This window comes from Longimicrobiales bacterium (assembly GCA_035764935.1).
In the GTDB taxonomy this organism is placed as follows: Bacteria; Gemmatimonadota; Gemmatimonadetes; order Longimicrobiales; family RSA9; genus DASTYK01.
This window is the reverse complement of the sequence record DASTYK010000099.1, coordinates 13,584-30,433: the sequence shown is the minus strand read 5'-3', so window position 1 is coordinate 30,433 and position 16,850 is coordinate 13,584. Positions and strand designations below refer to the sequence as shown.

The window sequence follows — 16,850 nt, the reverse complement described above, 5'->3', positions numbered from 1 at the left end:
AAGCGGAAACGCCGGCAACCATCCGCACCGCGAACCAACCACAAAAACGAAACGCTGCGTCCCACCGGAACGCAGCGTCGTCGATAAAAAAACCTCAGCGGACCTCCGCGAAAAACCTCAGCGCCTCCGCGGTGAAAAAAACTCTGTGGCCTCTGTGCCCTCTGTGGTAGACAAAGAAACCTAGTGCTTGGGGCGCAACGAAATGTCCTGGCGATACTTGTTGTAGGCCGCTTCGCTGATCTCGCCCGCCTGGTACTTCTCGTCCAGCACCTCCTGCGCCTGGCGGCCGAAGTCGCCCTGTTTGCGCGCGTCGCGGCGTGCCATCAGCCACAGGACGAAGAGGACGAGGAGGTACTCGGAAAACGGGGAGTACGGAGCGGGCGTGTCGATGAAGTCCATCAGCCACTGCCACCAGCCCGGCGTGGGCACGGCATCCGCGCCACTGGCAGCCGCCTGCATGACGGCAACGATGAGTTGTGACATGAAACCTCCTACCGACCGTCGACGACTGCGGCCCAGACCGCTTCAGGCTTGAAGCACAGGTCCCGGCCTCGATCATCCTCGAACCAGAGCGGGTGACCGCGGCGCAGGCGGAACATGATCATCCGCTGCAACTCGATTGGCGTCTGTCGCCAGCGTGCCCGGAACGTCACCTCACCATCATCGGTGGCGAGGCGGACGAGCACGGTGGGGATCAGCCGGCGCAGCGGGGTACGAGCGTAGTAAACCATTTCGCTCTGAACGCTAACCGCGTGGCGCAGCGGGAGCAACGGTCTTGATCAGACGCCCTTCTCCCGCCACAGCCTGTCGAGCCGCTCATGGTGCGGTGCTACGCGCTCCCGCCATTCGGGCAGAGCGTAGATCCCCACCGGTTCCGGATGCGGTCTCTCCTCCGGCAGCGGGAGGCCGAGGACGCTGTGTGCTGCCTCACGCAGCGCTGCGCGCGTCTCGAGCATGCGCGCGTGGAACAGTGTTTCCGTGCGTGCGAAGGGGCTCATGTTCTGCGCGCTGGGATGCGTCGTCCAGAGCACCCGTGGCAGGGGCGATGTCCACGCGCGTTCCCACGTGCGTCGGAACCCTGCGTCCGGCTCGAGCAGCGCGAGATCGAATACAATGTTGCGCGTCGCACCGCGCTTTGCCAGCGCGTTCTGCGTGACAATCCGTTCATCATCCGCGAGGCGCGCAGCCGTCGCGATCGAGCGCATGCCGACATTGCCAAGCGCCACGAGCAGCGGCGCGCCGGTTGCAAGGATGGTATCGCGCAGCAGGTGAAGGCTGCTCTCGTACTCTCCGACCGGCTCGCGCAGCTCGGCTGGCGTCGGCTCGCCACCGCCCGCAGCGGGCAGCGCATTGTACGATGCGGTCAGGAACACCTGGTTGCGGTCCAGGCCGATGCTGCCGAGCAGCGCATCCAGGTTTGCGCCCGCGATGTCACCGCCGAACGGGATCCGCGTGCCGTGCGCACCCAGCTCACCGCGCCCGCGACCACCCGCATTGCCCGGCGCAGCCCCGACGAACAGGATCGGCACGCGGCGCCATGGGCCGTTGCGCCGGCTCCATACCATCGGGCGTTGGACGACGTCGCCGCCGGCAGTGCGGCACGTCTCGCTCACCCACTCGTCTCGCAGACACGCGGGGTGTCCGGCATGCACGCGACGGAAGATGCGACGGAAGCGTCGCTCCTCCGCGGCCTGCGTCTCCGCGTTCGCAGGGGCCAGCTTACTCAGAGGCTGTCGAGCAGATCGTCAATGGCCTTGTCCACTGCACCGCGAGCGCGGCCGGCCAGCAGGTTCTGCAGCATCTCACGCGCGTCTGCAGCAACGTCTTCATGGTGCCGGTCGCCTGCGCCGCGTACGACGTTGCCGATCGGCAGCAGCGCGAGCCGCGCCTGGTCATCTTCCTCGTCGTCGTCTTCATAGGAGGAAGAAGACTCCGTCTCGAACGGGGGCGCCGGCACGCTGGCCTTCCACGGCTCGTCCGGCTCCTCCTCGTCGTCCTCGATGAAACGCTGCAGCTCGCCCGCATCCACGGGCAGGACGAGGCAGACACGCGCCTCGATGTTGTGATCGGGATCCTCCGTCGCCGCCAGTGCGACGGCGACCGGCATGCGCAGCAGGCTGCGGATCGCCGGCACCGCCGTCTCCGCGACGACGCCGCGCGCAACGAGTCGGTTCTCGTGGTAATACGCGAGCGCGGCACTCCCGGGCGGGGTGTCCGGGTGTCGGATCGGACGGGCCTCGAGCAGCAGCGGCTGCGGATGCGTGACAACGACCAGCGAATCCACGTTCCTTCCCGGTGAACCTGTGTACGCAGAAGGAAATTTAGCCCCACTTCAGGAAAAACGTTCCGCGCGGCCGTTCCGTGTCAGCAGGCATCGCGGGCGGTCTCGCACACCGCGCGGAAGGCCGGTTCGCGCCCCGGCCAAGTTCGTGGCCTACGACTCCGGCGGATCCGGGTTCCGCGTGCGGGATACGCCGCTGAGGATGCCCAGCCCGATGAGCACGATGATTCCCACACCGATCCACACCGTCGGTACGCCGAGCAGGGTCGCGGCAATGGCCAGACCGATGATGAGGATGACGAAGCCGATGATGTAGATGCCGAACGAGGACATGGCGCCTCCTGGAATGTGCACGATCGGCGCTTTGCGGGGGCAAGTCGCGTGCCCTGCAGCGGGGCAGTGAGCGAACGGCCGGCGGTACTGTACCGCCGGCCGTCGCGTGAGGCCTGCCCGGCAGCCCGGGACCGCCCGGACTACGCTTCTGCGCGCTTGCGCGCAGCGCGCCGGGGCCGCTGCACGGTGAGGGCCCGCTGCACGATCTCGCGCTGCGTTGCCTCATGCGTGCTGAGGTACCCCTCGGCCGGAGATGCGCGCTCGGGGCGGCCGTTGTAGCGGACCTCCGCCGAGCCGGCCACGTCCTGGAGCAGCGGCTGGACGAATCGCCATGCGCCCATGTTGGCCGGCTCCTCCTGCGTCCAGACGATCTCGCGCACGTTCGGGTACGACGCGACGAGCTCGCGCAGCTGATCCGAAGGGAACGGGTAGAGCTGCTCCACGCGGACCAGCGCGATCGCGTCGCTGTTCTCCTCTTCGCGCCGGGCGAGCAGGTCGTAGTAGACCTTGCCGGTGCACGCCACGATGCGCTCGACGGCCTGGCGATCCTGAATCGCCTCGTCATCGATGACGAAGCGGAAGCCGCCCTCGGAGAGTTCCGCGGGTCTGGACGTCGCACGCGGATGACGGAGCAGGCTCTTGGGCGTCATCACGATGAGCGGGCGCTTGTCGTCGAGCAGTGCCTGACGACGCAGCAGGTGGAAGTACTGTGCGGGCGTCGTGCAGTTGGCGACGCGGATGTTGCCTTCGGCCGCCTGCTGCAGGAAGCGTTCGAGGCGGGCGCTGGAGTGCTCCGGCCCCTGGCCCTCGTAGCCGTGCGGCAGCAGCAGCACGAGCCGTGACTCCTGCCCCCACTTCTCCCTGCCGGCCGTGATGAACTGGTCGATGATGACCTGTGCGCCGTTGACGAAGTCGCCGAACTGTGCTTCCCACAGCACGAGCGCCTTTGGTGCGACGACCGAGAAGCCGTACTCGAAGCCCATTGTCGCGAGCTCGCTGAGCGGGCTGTTGTACACCTCGAAGGATGCGCGTCCCTCCTCGAGGTTCGCGAGCGGCGTGTGCAGCTGGTTCGATTCGGCGTCATGCAGCACGAGGTGTCGCTGGCTGAACGTGCCGCGCTCGACATCCTGTCCGGTGAGGCGGATCGGCACGCCGTCGCGCAGCAGGGACCCGAATGCCAGTGCTTCGCCGTGCGCCCAGTCGAGGTTGCCGTTCTCTGGCACCACCTTGCCGCGCCGGTCCAGCTGGCGCTGCAGCTTGGGGTTCACGCTGAACGTGTCGGGCCACTGGTGGAGCTGCGCGTCGATCGACTTCACCACGACCGCAGGCACGGTGGTGTCGATCGGCGTCGGCGCCTCGACCTGCGGCATCTCCAGCTCGATCTCCTCGTCCCGCGCACCCGTGTCCCGGATCTGCTGCTGCTCGGCGATCAGCCCGTTGTAGACGCGATCCCATGCTGCGGTGACGTCGCTCTCCGCGAGTGTGCCGCGCCTGACGAGCTGCTCGCCCCAGAGCGTCCGCACCGTGGGATGCGATGCGATCCTGCGGTAGCGTACCGGCTGCGTGTAGGTCGGCTCGTCGCCCTCGTTATGCCCGTACTTGCGGTAGCCGATGAGATCGATGACGACGTCGCTGTGGAAGCGGGCTCGGTACGCCATCGCGAGGTTGATCACGGCGAGGCATGCCTCGGGATCGTCGGCGTTGACGTGGAAGACGGGAACGTCGTAGCCGCGTGCGATATCGCTCGCGTAGTCGGTCGAGCGCGCATCGCGCGGGTCCGTCGTGAAGCCGACCTGGTTGTTGGCGATGATGTGCAGCGTGCCGCCGGTCCTGTAGCCGTTCAGCCGCGCCAGGTTGAGCGTCTCGGGGACCACGCCCTGGCCGGAGAACGCGGCGTCGCCGTGGATGACGATCGGGACGACGAGATCCGGGTCCTGCGTGATCGTGCGCTGCGAGCGGTCGGTCTGCTTGGCGCGCGTCATTCCCTCGACGACGGCATGCACGAACTCGAGGTGGCTCGGGTTCGGCGAAAGGAGCCCGTTCACCGTTCCGGCAGGCGTCTCGATGCTGCCCTCGAAGCCGAGGTGGTACTTCACGTCGCCGGTGCCCGGCCCCTCGTCGTAGTGACCCTCGAACTTCTTGAGGATCGAAGCGTACGGCATGCCCAGCACGTGCGTCAGCACGTTCAGTCTGCCGCGATGCGCCATGCCGATCACGACCTCCTGCGCACCGGCCCGGGCTGCCTGCTCGATCGCGCGATCGATCATCGGCACCATCATGTCGTTGCCTTCGATCGAGAAGCGCTTCTGTCCCAGGTAGGAGCGGTGCAGGAACTGCTCGAATGCCTCCACCTGCGTCAGCCGGTCGAGCAGCCGGCGCTGGCCGGCCGCGTCGAGCTGCACGGTGTGCACGCCCGTCTCGATCCGCTCGCGCAGCCACTCGCGGCTGGTCGGATCCTCCAGGAACTCGTATTCGTAGCCGATCGGGCCGCAGTAGATCGAGCGCAGCCAGTGCAGGGCGTCGCGCATGTTGTCGCCGGCGTGCTCCAGGCCGAACAGGTCGGTCGGCACACTCGCCAGCTCGTCCTCGCTCGTGCCGTGGAACGACGGATCCAGCATGGGATGCCCGACCGGCTCGCTGCCGAGGGGGTCCAGGTGCGCCGCGCGGTGGCCGTGCAGCCGGTACGCGTCCACCAGCTCGCCGGCCGCGAATGCCGCCCGCAGATGAGAGCGGGTCAGTCCCCCCGCCTCCGGCGCGGCCGCGACGACCGCACCGTTGTGCGACGGTGCGCCCAGCAACCCGCGCCGCCCTTCCTCCGTCTCGAACCAGGCACGCCACACCTCGTCGACCGCCGCGGGATTCTGCAGGTAGCGGTCGTACAGGGACTGCACGTAGGCGGCATTGTATGCGTCAAAACTCGGCTTGATCACAGTGGTGCCATCCATTTGATCGACGCCCGTGAAGGGCGAATTCTGTGGCGCCACTCCGGCGCCCGGACAAAGCACTGAAAGATGACCCTGCCACAGAGGGAAGTAAAGCGCACGCGTGTGCTCGTGTTGCCGCCCGATCCACGCTGCGGTTATCGTGCCGGCATGCCGAAGTCGGACGACACCCCGCTGATGCAACAGTGGCGCGACGCCAAGTCGCGCCACCCGGATGCGCTCGTATTTTTTCGCGTCGGCGACTTCTACGAAATGTTCTGTGAGGACGCCGAGGAAGGGGCCCGGCTGCTCGGCCTGACACTCACGTCCCGCAACAACGGCGGCGCGGCGAACGTCCCGCTGGCGGGTGTGCCGGCGCGGGCCCGCGACGAGTACATCGAGCGCCTGATCCGGCTTGGCCAGCGCGTCGCGATCTGCGAGCAGGTCGAGGACCCGGCCGAGGCGAAGGGCATCGTCCGCCGCGAGGTGCTCGAGACCGTCACGCCGGGCGCGCTCCTGTCGGACTCACTGCTGTCCGACCGGCGCAACAACTTCCTCGTCGCGCTGCGCGAGGCGGGTGCCGGGGAGCTGGCGATTGCGGCCGCGGACATCTCCACGGGCGAGGTGATCGCGCTGCAGGTGGAGCAGGCGGCGCTGGAGGCGGAGCTGGCGCGGCTGGAGCCGGCGGAGCTGCTGCTGCCGGCGTCGTGGGAGAGCCGGGAGTGGTCCGGACCGCTGCCCGTCCGGACCTTCCGGCCGGACTGGCTGTTCGAGGCCGACGCGGCCGCCGATGAGCTCCAGCGCCGCTACCGTGTCCACGGCCTCGCGGGGTTCGGGTTCCAGCCCGAGGACGGTCCCTGCATCGGCGCACTGGGCGCCCTGGTCGCGTACCTGGGCGAGGTGCAGCCCGGGGCGCTCGCGGCGCTGCGGCCGCCCCGCCTGGAGCGCAGCGGCGCTGCCATGGCGCTGGACGAGATGACCCGCCGCAACCTCGAGCTGGTCGAGCCGCTGCGCTCCGATGCGCGGGGAAGTCGTGCGGCGACCCTGATCGACGTCATCGACGAAACGCTCACCGCGATGGGCGCCCGTCTGCTGCGTCGCTGGGTGCTCCGCCCGCTGCTCTCCGCCGAGCGGATCTGGGCGCGGCAGGACGCGGTTGCCGAGCTGCTGGAGGACGCGCCGCGCCGGCGGGCGGTGCGGACCGAGCTGAAGGAGATCCGCGACCTGGAACGGCTCGCGGCCAGGGTCGGTGCGGCCCGCGCGCAGCCCCGCGATCTCGGCGCACTGCGCGCGGCACTGCAGCGACTGCCTGCACTGCATGGCGCGCTCGAGGGTGTGCGCGCGCCGATGCTGAACCGCATCTCGGCACTGGACACGCTGGGCGACGTGCACGCACTCCTCGCGCGTGCCCTTGCGGACACGCCCGATCCCGCGGCCGGCAGTGGCGGCGTGATCCGCGAGGGGTACGACCAGGCGCTGGACGAGCTGCGCCTGCTGCGCGACGGTGCGCAGGACACGATCGCGCGGCTGCAGGCGCAGGAGCGCGAGCGCACCGGCATCAGCTCGCTCAAGGTCGGGTACAACAAGGTGTTCGGCTACTTCATCGAGGTGACGCGCGCGAACGCCGAGCGGGTGCCGGCCGATTACGAGCGCAAGCAGACGCTCGCCAATGCGGAGCGTTACGTCACGCCGGAGCTGAAGTCGTGGGAGCAGAAGGTGCTCACCGCCGAGGAGCGCATCGCGTCGCTCGAAGTCAGACTGTTCGGTGAGGTGCGCGCGCAGGTGGCGGAGCAGACGACGCGGCTGCAGGATACCGCCGCGTCGGTTGCAGAGCTCGATGTGCTCTGCACGCTTGCACACCTTGCCGAACGTCGCGACTACGTGCGCCCGGAGGTGCACAGCGGCTACGCGCTCGAGATCCGGGCGGGCCGCCATCCCGTCGTCGAGACGATGATGCCGCGCGAAGCGTTCATCCCGAACGACGTGGTGCTCGACGAAGACCAGCGCATCATGATCCTGACCGGCCCCAACATGGCCGGCAAGAGCACGCTGCTGCGCCAGGTCGGACTGATCCAGCTGCTCGCGCAGATCGGCAGCTTCGTGCCTGCGGGACGGGCGCGGCTGCCGGTGTGCGATCGCATCTTCACGCGGGTCGGGGCGAGCGACAATCTCGTGCGCGGGCAGTCGACGTTCATGGTCGAGATGCACGAGACCGCGGCGATCCTGCACAACGCCACACGCAGCTCGCTCGTGCTGCTCGACGAGATCGGCCGCGGTACGGCAACGTACGACGGGGTGAGCATCGCATGGGCGGTCACCGAGCACCTGCACGAGACGACCGGCGCCAAGACGATCTTCGCGACGCACTACCATGAGCTGACGCAGCTGTCGGAGCTGCTGGCGGCACTCGTGAACTTCAATGTCGCGGTGCGCGAAGTCGGTCACGACATCGTGTTCCTGCACCACCTGCAGCCGGGCGGCGCCGACCGCAGCTACGGCATCGAGGTCGGCCGGCTGGCAGGGCTGCCGGCGGAGGTCGTCGCACGGGCCCGCGAAATCCTGCACGAGCTCGAGGGCGCACACGGCGGCGCGGGTGCGGGGCTCGGCCGCAGTGGCGCTCATGCGCCGGCCGCAGCGGCGCGTGATCAGCTTTCGCTCTTCCACCAGCCGGAGCCGGCGGTGCTGGAGCGCCTGCGTCGACTCGACGTGGACCGGCTGACCCCCATCCAGGCACTGACGATCCTTGCCGAGCTGCACGACATGATCGGCGCTGCCCCCGGCACGCCGACGCGGCACAACCCCTGACCCGAGGACCGATGAAGATCCGCCTGCCCCTGCTTCTCCTGGTGCCCGCGCTCCTGGCCGCGTGCGAGGGTGAGCTGCAGTCGTCCGAAGAGCCACCCGCGCTCATCCCGGATGGTACCCCCTTCGAGTATCCCGCGGGTGAGCTGTGGGACGCGCAGGCCGAGGGTGAGACCATGCTGCTCGTGCACGTGACGGAGCGCGGCGACGTGGACAGCGTGAGCGTCGACGTGTCGAGCGGCGTGAACCAGTTCGACTCCGCCGCCGTGCGCGGCGCGTGGAAGCTGCGCTTCACGCCGGCTCGTCGGGCGGATCGTCGCGTGCCGGCGTGGACGCGTGTGCCGGTGCGCTTCCGCGTGGATACGCTCGACGCGATGGGCACCCCGACCGGAGGCTCGGATGAGTGATGCACCGCGTGCACATGCGCGCCCGTACGCGAACGTGCTGGACACGATCGGGTGGACGCCGCTCATCCGCCTCAACCGGGTGACCGGCACCGCCCGTACGCCGGTGTATGCCAAGGCGGAGTTCTTCAATCCGGGCGGCTCGGTCAAGGACCGCATCGGCCTCGCGATGATCGAGGCGGCCGAGCGGGACGGCAGGCTGAAGCCGGGTGGCGTCATCGTCGAGGGGACGAGCGGCAACACGGGTGTGGGGCTCGCGATCGCCGCCGCCATCCGGGGCTACCGCTGCATCTTCACGATGCCGGACAAGATGAGCCAGGAGAAGGTGCGGCTGCTCAAGGCGTTCGGCGCGGACGTCGTCGTGACACCGACGGCCGTGCCGCCCGATCACCCGGACAACTACGTGCAGACAGCCAAGCGCATCGTGCAGGAGACGCCCGGTGCGATCCTCGCCGACCAGTTCTACAACCCGGTCAACCCCGAGGCTCACTACCGTACGACGGGCCCCGAGATCTGGGAGCAGACGGAGGGGCGCATCACGCACTTCGTCGGCTCGGCCGGGACAGGCGGCACGACCAGCGGCGTCGCGCGCTACCTGAAGGAGCGCAACCCGAAGGTGCGCGTGATCGCCGGCGACCCGGTCGGCTCCATCTTCGCGCACTACCACGCGACGCACGAGAAGGGGGAGGGCGCACCGTACAAGGTGGAGGGGATCGGCAACGACAAGCTGCCCTCGACGCTGGACTTCGAGATCATCGACGAGTTCCATTCCGTGAGCGATCGCGACGCCTTCCGGATGGCGCGCCGGCTGACGCGCGAGGAAGGCCTGTTCGTGGGGGGCAGCGCGGGGCTGATCGCGACGCTCGCTGTCCAGGTCGCGCAGCAGGTGGACGATCCGGACGCGCTCGTCGTCTGCGTGCTGCCGGACACCGGCGAGCGCTACCTGAGCAAGGTCTACAACGACGAGTGGCTGCGGGAGAACCGGCTGCTCGAGCCCGAGCGCCTGCGCGCGGAGGAGATGATCGAGCGCAAGGAGGGCCCGGCGCCGGCACTCGTGTCCGTCGAGCCGCACGCGAAGCTGCGCCAGGCACTCGCGCTGATCAATACGTACAACATCTCACAGCTTCCGGTCTGCGACGACGGCCGCTGCGTGGGCTCGCTCGCCGAGTCGTCGCTCATGGCGCGCGTCATCGAGGACCCGGCCGTGCTCGACCGGACCGTCGAGGAAGTGATGGACGAGCCGCTCCCCGTCGTGGATGCGGCCACGCCCATGAGCGGGGTGGGTCGCATGCTGACTCGGCAGAACCCGGCCGTGCTGGTGGCGTCGAATGGCGAGCTGCGCGGCATCATCACACGCTACGACGTGGTACGGTACTTGACCCAGTAAGCGGGCCGCTGCGGCCCGTCGGGTGCGGCGGCCAGCTCGTGAACAGGGTAGATCGGTTTGCAACGAGGCGAGTGGAGCGAGAGGGGCAGGGCCCCTGAAGGGTGGCGTGGATGAAGATCGCGGTGCTGTTCGGCGGAACCAGTGAGGAGCGGGACGTTTCCATTGCAAGCGGCGCGCAGGTCGTGAAGGCACTGCGCTCGCGCGGCCACGACGTCGTTTCCGTGGACACCGCGCGCGGTGTGCTGCGCGGCGAGGAGGAGGCGCGGCTGCTCGATGCGGGTGTGTCGCCACTGCCGCCGGGGCGCGGCGAGCTGGATGTGCTGCGTACCGGCGACGTCGCCGCGCTGCTGCGCGCGCCGGAACTGGCGGGTGTCGACGTCGCCTTTCTCGCACTGCACGGCGGATCCGGCGAGGACGGCACGCTGCAGGCGCTGCTGGACCTGACCGGCGTTCCGTACACGGGCAGCGGCATGCTGGGCAGCGCGATCGCGATGGACAAGGACATCTCGAAGCGACTCATGCTCGGCGCCGGCGTGCCGACACCGGAGTGGCTGATGGCGCCCGCCACCGTCGACGACGTGACGGAAGTCGTCGGGTGGCCGGCGGTCGTGAAGCCGAGCAAGCAGGGCTCCACGGTCGGCCTCACGGTGGTGAAGGACCCGAAGGACTACGACGCCGCCGTTGCGGAGGCGTTCTGCTACGACGACGAGGTAATGATCGAGCGCTTCATCCCCGGCCGCGAGCTGACCGTCCCCGTCCTGGGGGACGATCCGCTGCCGGTCGGCGAGATCATCGCCAAGCACGAGATCTTCGACTACGAGTGCAAGTACCAGCCGGGGATGGCGGAAGAGATCTTCCCGGCAGACCTGACGGGAGCGCAGGTCGTGACAGCACAGATGCTTGCGCTCAAGACACACCGCGCACTCAAGCTGCGCGGCTACAGCCGCGTCGATTTCCGGCTGGATGCCGAGAACACGTTCTGGTGTCTCGAGGCGAACACGCTGCCGGGGATGACCGCCGCTTCGCTGTTCCCGAAGGGCGCGGCAGCGGCCGGAATGCCGTTCCCGGAAGTCTGCGAGCGCATCTGCAGGCTCGGCATCGAGGAACACGCCCGCCGTCGCGGGGTCTAGCACTCTCTTCCGACAAACGAAATTCGAGGTGCGTGCGGTCGCGCGCACCAGGACGATCAGATGGCGTACAGAGGTTCTTCCTTCGGCGGTTTCGGCGGCTTCAGCATGTCTCCCTGGGTGGGGCGGCTGCTGATCGCGAACACCGTGGTGTTTCTGCTGCAGAACGTGATTCCGTCCCTCACGATGCAGCTCGCGTTCGTCCCCGCACTCACACTCGTGCGGCCGTGGACGCTGATCACGTACATGTTCGCGCACGGCGGGTTCGGGCACCTGATCTTCAACATGATCGCCCTGTTCTTCTTCGGGCCGCCGCTGGAGGACCGGCTCGGCTCGCGGGGCTTCCTCATCTTCTGGCTCGTGTCCGGGCTGGGCGGCGCGGCCCTCTCGTTCTTCTTCGCCTACGATGCGCCCATCATCGGCGCCTCCGCGGGCGTCTACGGCGTGCTGCTCGCGTTCGCCATGTTCTATCCGGACATGCCGATCTACATCTGGGGCATCCTGCCCGTGAAGGCGAAGTGGCTCGTTGCGTTCATGTTCGTGCTCAGCCTGATGAACGCGGTCGGTGGAGCGAGAGACGGCGTCGCACATTTCGCCCACCTGGGCGGCCTCGCGGGTGGCTACCTCTACCTGCGCTTCGCCGGACACCGACGCTACGGAAGCGGGGGGATGATGTCCCGGATCCGCGGGGCGATGCCGAAGCGCCGGAACAAGAACCTCACGGTCGTTCCCGGCGGGCGCAGCGGCAGCAGCAGCGCCGCGCCGCCGCCACCGCAGCAGCCGCCGCCGCAGCAGCGGCGGGCCGACGATGCGCGCATGCTCGATCAGCTCGACCGCGTGCTGGACAAGATCAGCACCCAGGGCATCGCCAGCCTTACCGCGGACGAGCGGCGGCTGCTGGACGAGGCATCGAAGCGGTACCGACAGAACTAGGCGCTGCCCGGAGCGCGGCCGTCAATCGAGGCCGCCGCTCCCCTCGCGCGCTGGCCCGCCTGCCCGGCGTCATTCCTGCGTCCTGACCAGTCGGTCGAAACCCCATCCACTACCCGGGTTCTCCCGACCGGATGGTGGTTTTTCCCGGATCTTTCCGTGCTGTGAGCAGCGACGCTTGACGCCTCGTCGGCGCTTGCGGTACGATCCGGATCCCCACCCACCCTCAGGGGCTCTTCCGGTCAGGAGGCTTCATGGCGGCTGCGAAGGAATACACCTCGGATCGAATCCGCAACGTCGCCGTGCTCGGCCACGGCGGCTCCGGAAAGACCACTCTCATCGATGCGCTCTGCTTCGCGACGGGGACGTCGCGCCGGCACGGCAGCGTGCGGGACGGCACCGCGCTGACGATGTACACCGACGAGGAGACGGAGCACGGCATCTCGATACAGACCGCCGTCGCATTCGCCGACTGGAATGGGGTCAAGGTCAACCTGCTCGATACGCCAGGATACCTGGACTTCACCGGCGACGCCGTCGCCGCGACCAGGGTCGCCGATGGGGCTGTAATCGTGGTGGGCGCCACCACGGGCGTCGAGGTCGGGACCGAGAAGGTCTGGGAGTACTGCGAGGCGCGGTCGATTCCCAGGCTTTTTTTCATCTCCCAGATGGACCGCGAGCACGCCAACTTCGAGAAGGTGCTCGACGAGCTGAAGCGGCACATGACGCCGAACGCCTTCGCGGCGGAACTGCCGATCGGGGAAGGGGAGGACTTCCGCGGCATCGTGAACCTGTTCACGGGCCAGGCCCACATCTACCGGAAGGGCACAGAAACAGGCGAGTACACGGCGGAGCCGATCCCGGCCGGGCTGGAAGAGCGCGCCAACCAGCTGCGCACGGAGCTGTTCGAAGCGATCGCGGCAACCGACGATGCCCTGCTCGAGCGCTACCTCGAAGGCGGCGAGATCACCACGGCGGAAGCGCTCGCCGCCTGCCGCGACGCCATGCTGCACGGCCAGCTGTTTCCGGTGTTCTGCGGCGCCCCCGAAAAGACCTGGGGCGTGCGTGCGCTGCTCGAGGCACTCGTCGAGATCGTGCCGAATCCCGCGCAGGCACACCACGAGTTCACGCACCATGTCGGTCGCGACGACGAGATGGAGCTGCTCGGCACCGATGAGGGCCCGTTCGCCGCGCTGATTTTCAAGACCATGGCCGAGCCGCATGTCGGCGAGCTCAGCTACTTCCGCATCTTCAGCGGCACCGTCGCCAACGGGCAGGACGTCTACAATGCGACGCGCAGCGCGGCCGAGAAGCTCGCGCACCTTTCCGTGCCCATCGGGCGCGATCGCATCGAGGTCGAGCGGCTGCACGCCGGTGACATCGGCGTCGTCGCGAAGCTGAAGAACAGCCACACGAATGACACGCTGAGCGCCGAGGACGACGCGGTCGAGCTGGATCCGATCCGCTTCCCCGAGCCCGATATCGCCCTCGCCGTCCGCGCGGCCTCGCGCAGCGACGAGGACAAGATCGGCGGCGCGTTGAACCGCCTCCACGAGGAGGACCCGACGTTCGTGTTCGGTTATGACCCCGAGATCCGCCAGACGATCATCCGCGGGCTCGGCGAGCTGCACCTGGACGTGCAGATGGAGCGGCTCAAGCGGAAGTACCACGTCGAGGTGGTCACGGAAGAGCCGCGCATCCCGTACCGCGAGACGATCCGAAAGCCTGCCGAGGCGCAGGGCAAGCACAAGAAGCAGACGGGCGGCCACGGCCAGTTCGGCGACGCCCACGTGCGGCTCCGTCCCCGCGAGCGCGGAGCGGGCTACGAGTTCACCAACGCCATCACGGGCGGTGTCGTACCGGGCAAGTTCATTCCGTCCGTCGACAAGGGGGTCCAGGAAGCCGCCCGCCGCGGCATCATCGCCGGCTACCCCGTCGTCGACTTCGAGGCGGAACTGTTCTTCGGCTCCTACCACTCGGTCGACTCCAGCGACATGGCGTTCCAGATCGCCGGGTCGCTCGCCTTCCAGAAGGCGGCCGCCAGTGCCGATCCCGTGCTCCTCGAGCCGATCGTCGAAGTCGAAGTGATCACGCCCGAAGCGTACATGGGCGACGTGATGGGTGACCTGAACCACCGCCGCGGCCGCATCCTCGGCATGGAGCAGGAAGGCGCCAAAACGCGGATCAAGGCACTCGTGCCGCAGGCCGAGCTCTACAAGTACGCGACGATGCTGCGCTCACTCACGCAGGGCCGCGCGGTGCACACGCGCCGCTTCTACGGCTACGAGGAGGCGCCGCAGCACGTGACCGGGAAGATCGTCGAGGAGGCGAAGCGCGAGAAGGAAGTGGAAGTGCACGCATAGCGGTATTTCCTCCGCAGGAAGACTTTCACCGGAGGAACGTCATTTCACCGCATAGGGCGCCGAGGACGCGGAGTTTCGTCTTCGGCGCCTTTTTTTCGACGCAGGTGCCAAGTCTGTCGATTGCTACCTGCACGTTGGACTCACTCCGTAATGGCGTTCATTTCGAAGTCACGTACCTTTGCGCTCTCAGCGCTCGCTGCGGTGAATTCCGTTTCAGAACGTGAGGCTCGCCAGGAACTCGCGGATCGCCGACGTCGCCTCGCGCGGCGCTTCCTCCTGCACGAAGTGGCCGACATCCGGCAGCTCGACAACGCGCGCCGCGGGGAAGGCCTCCTTCCAGCGGGACAGGGCGCCGCCAAAGGCAGGGTCCTTTCTGCCCCAGATCAGGAGCGCGGGGTGCTGCTCGAGCGTGCCGCGGTCCTTCCACAGCTGCTCGTACCACTCGCCTGAGCCGAGCACCTCCCGCGCAAACACCCAGGACGGGTAGCGCGCCCGCGGTGTGTCGAGTGCGTCGATGTAGTGGCGATGTACCGCCTTCGAGAGCCGGCGGCGATCGCCGAACGCAGCGGGCACGATCATGCGTGGGGAGATGTTGAGCCGCGTGTACAGGAAACGGCCGAACCCGCTGCCCATGACGCGTGCGACGCGCTCCGCGCTCGATCCCGCCAGCGACCACAGCCACGTGTTGAACAGCACGAGCGCGCGCACGTTCTCCGGATGCCGCTCCGCGTACGAGAGCCCGATCGGTCCGCCGAAATCGTGAACGACCAGCGTGATGTCGCGCAGACCGAGCCGCTCGATGAACTGCTCCAGCACGCGCGCGTGGTCTTCCGGACGGTAACCGAATTCGTCGGGGTGGTCCGACAGACCGAAACCGAGATGATCCGGTGCAATCACACGATGATCGCGCGCGAGGTCGCGGATCAGCTCGCGGTACAGAAACGACCACGTCGGTGTGCCGTGCACCATCAGCACGACGGGACCGCTGCCCTCATCAACGTAGTGCATGCGGCCCGGACCGACGTCCAGGTACCTGGATTCAAACGGATAGAGATCCCGATCCACCCACTCACGTCCACCCATCACTCCCTCCCGTTCTGCTCGTGCTGCTCGATTCGAGTGAAGCGCCGCACGAGCGCGCGCGTCACCTGTTCCACCGGATATCCCTCCGGGTCCAGCGCGAAGTGCTGCGCCGCACCGTCGATCGCCGCAAACAACACCCGCGCGTCGATCGCCGCATCGCGCACACCCGCACCGCCAAGCAGCCGCTCGATGCGCGCTCGCGTCGCCTCCGTCCAGGCAGTGGTCGCTTCCTCCAGCCCTTCCAGTACTCCCGGCTGCATCCGCAGCTGGTACGACAACCGCCAGAACGAGAGATGCTCGCCCACGATCGCGAACGCGGAGCGCACCAGCCGCTCGATCCGCTCCTGTGGCGCTGCACCGGTCTCCGCCTCCGACAGCGACTGCTCCACGTCCGTCGTGCTCCGCTCGAACATCGCCCGCAGCAGCGCTTCCTTGCCCTCGAAATAGTTGTAGAGCAACCCCTGCGAGACCCCGGCCTCCTCGGCGATTCTGCGCACCGACGTCGCTGCGTAGCCCTGGCGCGCAAAGAGCCGCAGCGCCGCCTCCAGGATGCGCTCGCGGCTTTCGGCGCGGATGGTCTCGAGCTGTTCGGGCGTTCGGGGCATGCGTCTCGACGGGGTGCTGGCGACGGTTGAATGAACGATTGTTCAATCGTAGCGAAGGCGAGGCCGCGAGGCAACCGGCAGCTGCCCGTAGAGGTCTGCGGCGATTGCGGCAGTGCGTAGACGCGGCATCGTGCCAAGGCCGAGGGCGGCCGTACGGACTGGCCCCTGACATCCCGGTGCGCCGCCACGGAACAGAACTTCTGCGACTGTTTGGCGTGCCAACGGTCCTCGCCACCGCTCTGCCGCCAGGTATCGGGCGGCCGGTCGGGATGAATGGCGGCAGATCGGGTCTGGCAACCGTTTACCCGCCACGGATCTCCCATGCACCGCGTTCCTGGCGACGCATCGGTGAATGCTCTCTGCGTGCGGGCTGCAGCGTCACTGCGACGCTGGGTTTCCGCCGAACTCCATGCCGGCCGACATGCCCATGCCCGACCCGTCGAGCCATACTCACGCACACGTTCGCCGTTGATCATGGTGCATGCGCTCGCTCCATGCAGATGAACGGATTCTCGCGCTCGGCCAGGCGCAGCACGGCGTCGTTACACGCTGGCAACTCGTGTCATCCGGTGTGCCTCGCACGCTGATCGACGAACGGGTCAAGAGCGGGAGAC

General features: G+C 68.0%; 14 protein-coding genes. 6 read left to right on the top strand and 8 right to left on the bottom strand.

Annotation, left to right across the window (positions count from 1 at the left end; all coding sequences use genetic code 11):
- Nucleotides 1-180 precede the first annotated feature (180 nt).
- The 6 genes from VFU06_08250 to VFU06_08225 form a co-directional block, all read right to left on the bottom strand.
- Complete coding sequence (locus VFU06_08250; protein HEU5209387.1) at nucleotides 181-483, bottom strand: hypothetical protein; 303 nt, start codon at nucleotides 481-483, stop codon at nucleotides 181-183.
- Between the two features lie 8 nt (nucleotides 484-491).
- Nucleotides 492-731 (bottom strand): hypothetical protein, encoded by a 240-nt coding sequence (locus VFU06_08245; GenBank protein HEU5209386.1) that lies wholly within the window; start codon nucleotides 729-731, stop codon nucleotides 492-494.
- A 48-nt stretch (nucleotides 732-779) separates the two neighbouring features.
- Nucleotides 780-1,613 (bottom strand): uracil-DNA glycosylase family protein, encoded by an 834-nt coding sequence (locus tag VFU06_08240; GenBank protein ID HEU5209385.1) that lies wholly within the window; start codon nucleotides 1,611-1,613, stop codon nucleotides 780-782.
- A 110-nt stretch (nucleotides 1,614-1,723) separates the two neighbouring features.
- A complete protein-coding gene (locus VFU06_08235; protein HEU5209384.1) occupies nucleotides 1,724-2,284 on the bottom strand; it encodes a hypothetical protein in 561 nt (186 codons plus the stop codon).
- 150 nt (nucleotides 2,285-2,434) lie between these two features.
- On the bottom strand, nucleotides 2,435-2,614 hold the full coding sequence (locus tag VFU06_08230; protein HEU5209383.1) for a hypothetical protein: 180 nt from the start codon (nucleotides 2,612-2,614) through the stop codon (nucleotides 2,435-2,437).
- Nucleotides 2,615-2,754: 140 nt separating this feature from the next.
- Nucleotides 2,755-5,559, bottom strand: a complete 2,805-nt coding sequence (locus tag VFU06_08225; GenBank protein HEU5209382.1) for a 2-oxoglutarate dehydrogenase E1 component — start codon at nucleotides 5,557-5,559, stop codon at nucleotides 2,755-2,757.
- A gap of 147 nt (nucleotides 5,560-5,706) precedes the next feature.
- On the opposite strand from VFU06_08225, the gene mutS reads away from it, so the two are divergent.
- The 6 genes from mutS to fusA all read left to right on the top strand — a co-directional run bounded on the left by mutS (nucleotide 5,707) and on the right by fusA (nucleotide 14,548).
- Nucleotides 5,707-8,340, top strand: coding sequence for a DNA mismatch repair protein MutS (mutS, locus tag VFU06_08220; protein HEU5209381.1), 2,634 nt, complete (start codon nucleotides 5,707-5,709; stop codon nucleotides 8,338-8,340).
- An 11-nt stretch (nucleotides 8,341-8,351) separates the two neighbouring features.
- On the top strand, nucleotides 8,352-8,744 hold the full coding sequence (locus VFU06_08215; GenBank protein HEU5209380.1) for a TonB family protein: 393 nt from the start codon (nucleotides 8,352-8,354) through the stop codon (nucleotides 8,742-8,744).
- Nucleotides 8,737-10,128 (top strand): cystathionine beta-synthase, encoded by a 1,392-nt coding sequence (locus VFU06_08210; GenBank protein HEU5209379.1) that lies wholly within the window; start codon nucleotides 8,737-8,739, stop codon nucleotides 10,126-10,128. Before VFU06_08215 ends, VFU06_08210 begins: the two co-directional genes overlap by 8 nt.
- Nucleotides 10,129-10,238: 110 nt before the next feature.
- The gene (locus tag VFU06_08205; protein HEU5209378.1) at nucleotides 10,239-11,258 is read left to right on the top strand and encodes a D-alanine--D-alanine ligase; all 1,020 of its coding nucleotides are present in this window, start codon (nucleotides 10,239-10,241) and stop codon (nucleotides 11,256-11,258) included.
- A gap of 60 nt (nucleotides 11,259-11,318) precedes the next feature.
- Nucleotides 11,319-12,188, top strand: coding sequence for a rhomboid family intramembrane serine protease (locus VFU06_08200; protein ID HEU5209377.1), 870 nt, complete (start codon nucleotides 11,319-11,321; stop codon nucleotides 12,186-12,188).
- 251 nt (nucleotides 12,189-12,439) lie between these two features.
- Nucleotides 12,440-14,548, top strand: a complete 2,109-nt coding sequence (fusA, locus tag VFU06_08195) for an elongation factor G (GenBank protein HEU5209376.1) — start codon at nucleotides 12,440-12,442, stop codon at nucleotides 14,546-14,548.
- Nucleotides 14,549-14,761: 213 nt separating this feature from the next.
- Here the strand turns inward: fusA and VFU06_08190 are convergent, their stop codons facing one another.
- Both VFU06_08190 and VFU06_08185 read right to left on the bottom strand, forming a co-directional pair.
- Nucleotides 14,762-15,631, bottom strand: coding sequence for an alpha/beta fold hydrolase (locus tag VFU06_08190; GenBank protein ID HEU5209375.1), 870 nt, complete (start codon nucleotides 15,629-15,631; stop codon nucleotides 14,762-14,764).
- Complete coding sequence (locus tag VFU06_08185) at nucleotides 15,631-16,236, bottom strand: TetR/AcrR family transcriptional regulator (protein ID HEU5209374.1); 606 nt, start codon at nucleotides 16,234-16,236, stop codon at nucleotides 15,631-15,633. Before VFU06_08185 ends, VFU06_08190 begins: the two co-directional genes overlap by 1 nt.
- Nucleotides 16,237-16,850 lie beyond the last annotated feature (614 nt).

Coding starts and splice junctions, on each gene's coding strand:
- VFU06_08210 (HEU5209379.1), top strand. CDS start 8,737: ATGAGTGATGCACCGCGTGCACATGCGCGCCCGTACGCGAACGTGCTG.
- VFU06_08225 (HEU5209382.1), bottom strand. CDS start 5,559: ATGGATGGCACCACTGTGATCAAGCCGAGTTTTGACGCATACAATGCC.
- VFU06_08215 (HEU5209380.1), top strand. CDS start 8,352: ATGAAGATCCGCCTGCCCCTGCTTCTCCTGGTGCCCGCGCTCCTGGCC.
- VFU06_08245 (HEU5209386.1), bottom strand. CDS start 731: ATGGTTTACTACGCTCGTACCCCGCTGCGCCGGCTGATCCCCACCGTG.
- VFU06_08190 (HEU5209375.1), bottom strand. CDS start 15,631: ATGGGTGGACGTGAGTGGGTGGATCGGGATCTCTATCCGTTTGAATCC.
- fusA (HEU5209376.1), top strand. CDS start 12,440: ATGGCGGCTGCGAAGGAATACACCTCGGATCGAATCCGCAACGTCGCC.
- VFU06_08200 (HEU5209377.1), top strand. CDS start 11,319: ATGGCGTACAGAGGTTCTTCCTTCGGCGGTTTCGGCGGCTTCAGCATG.
- VFU06_08230 (HEU5209383.1), bottom strand. CDS start 2,614: ATGTCCTCGTTCGGCATCTACATCATCGGCTTCGTCATCCTCATCATC.
- mutS (HEU5209381.1), top strand. CDS start 5,707: ATGCCGAAGTCGGACGACACCCCGCTGATGCAACAGTGGCGCGACGCC.
- VFU06_08250 (HEU5209387.1), bottom strand. CDS start 483: ATGTCACAACTCATCGTTGCCGTCATGCAGGCGGCTGCCAGTGGCGCG.
- VFU06_08205 (HEU5209378.1), top strand. CDS start 10,239: ATGAAGATCGCGGTGCTGTTCGGCGGAACCAGTGAGGAGCGGGACGTT.
- VFU06_08185 (HEU5209374.1), bottom strand. CDS start 16,236: ATGCCCCGAACGCCCGAACAGCTCGAGACCATCCGCGCCGAAAGCCGC.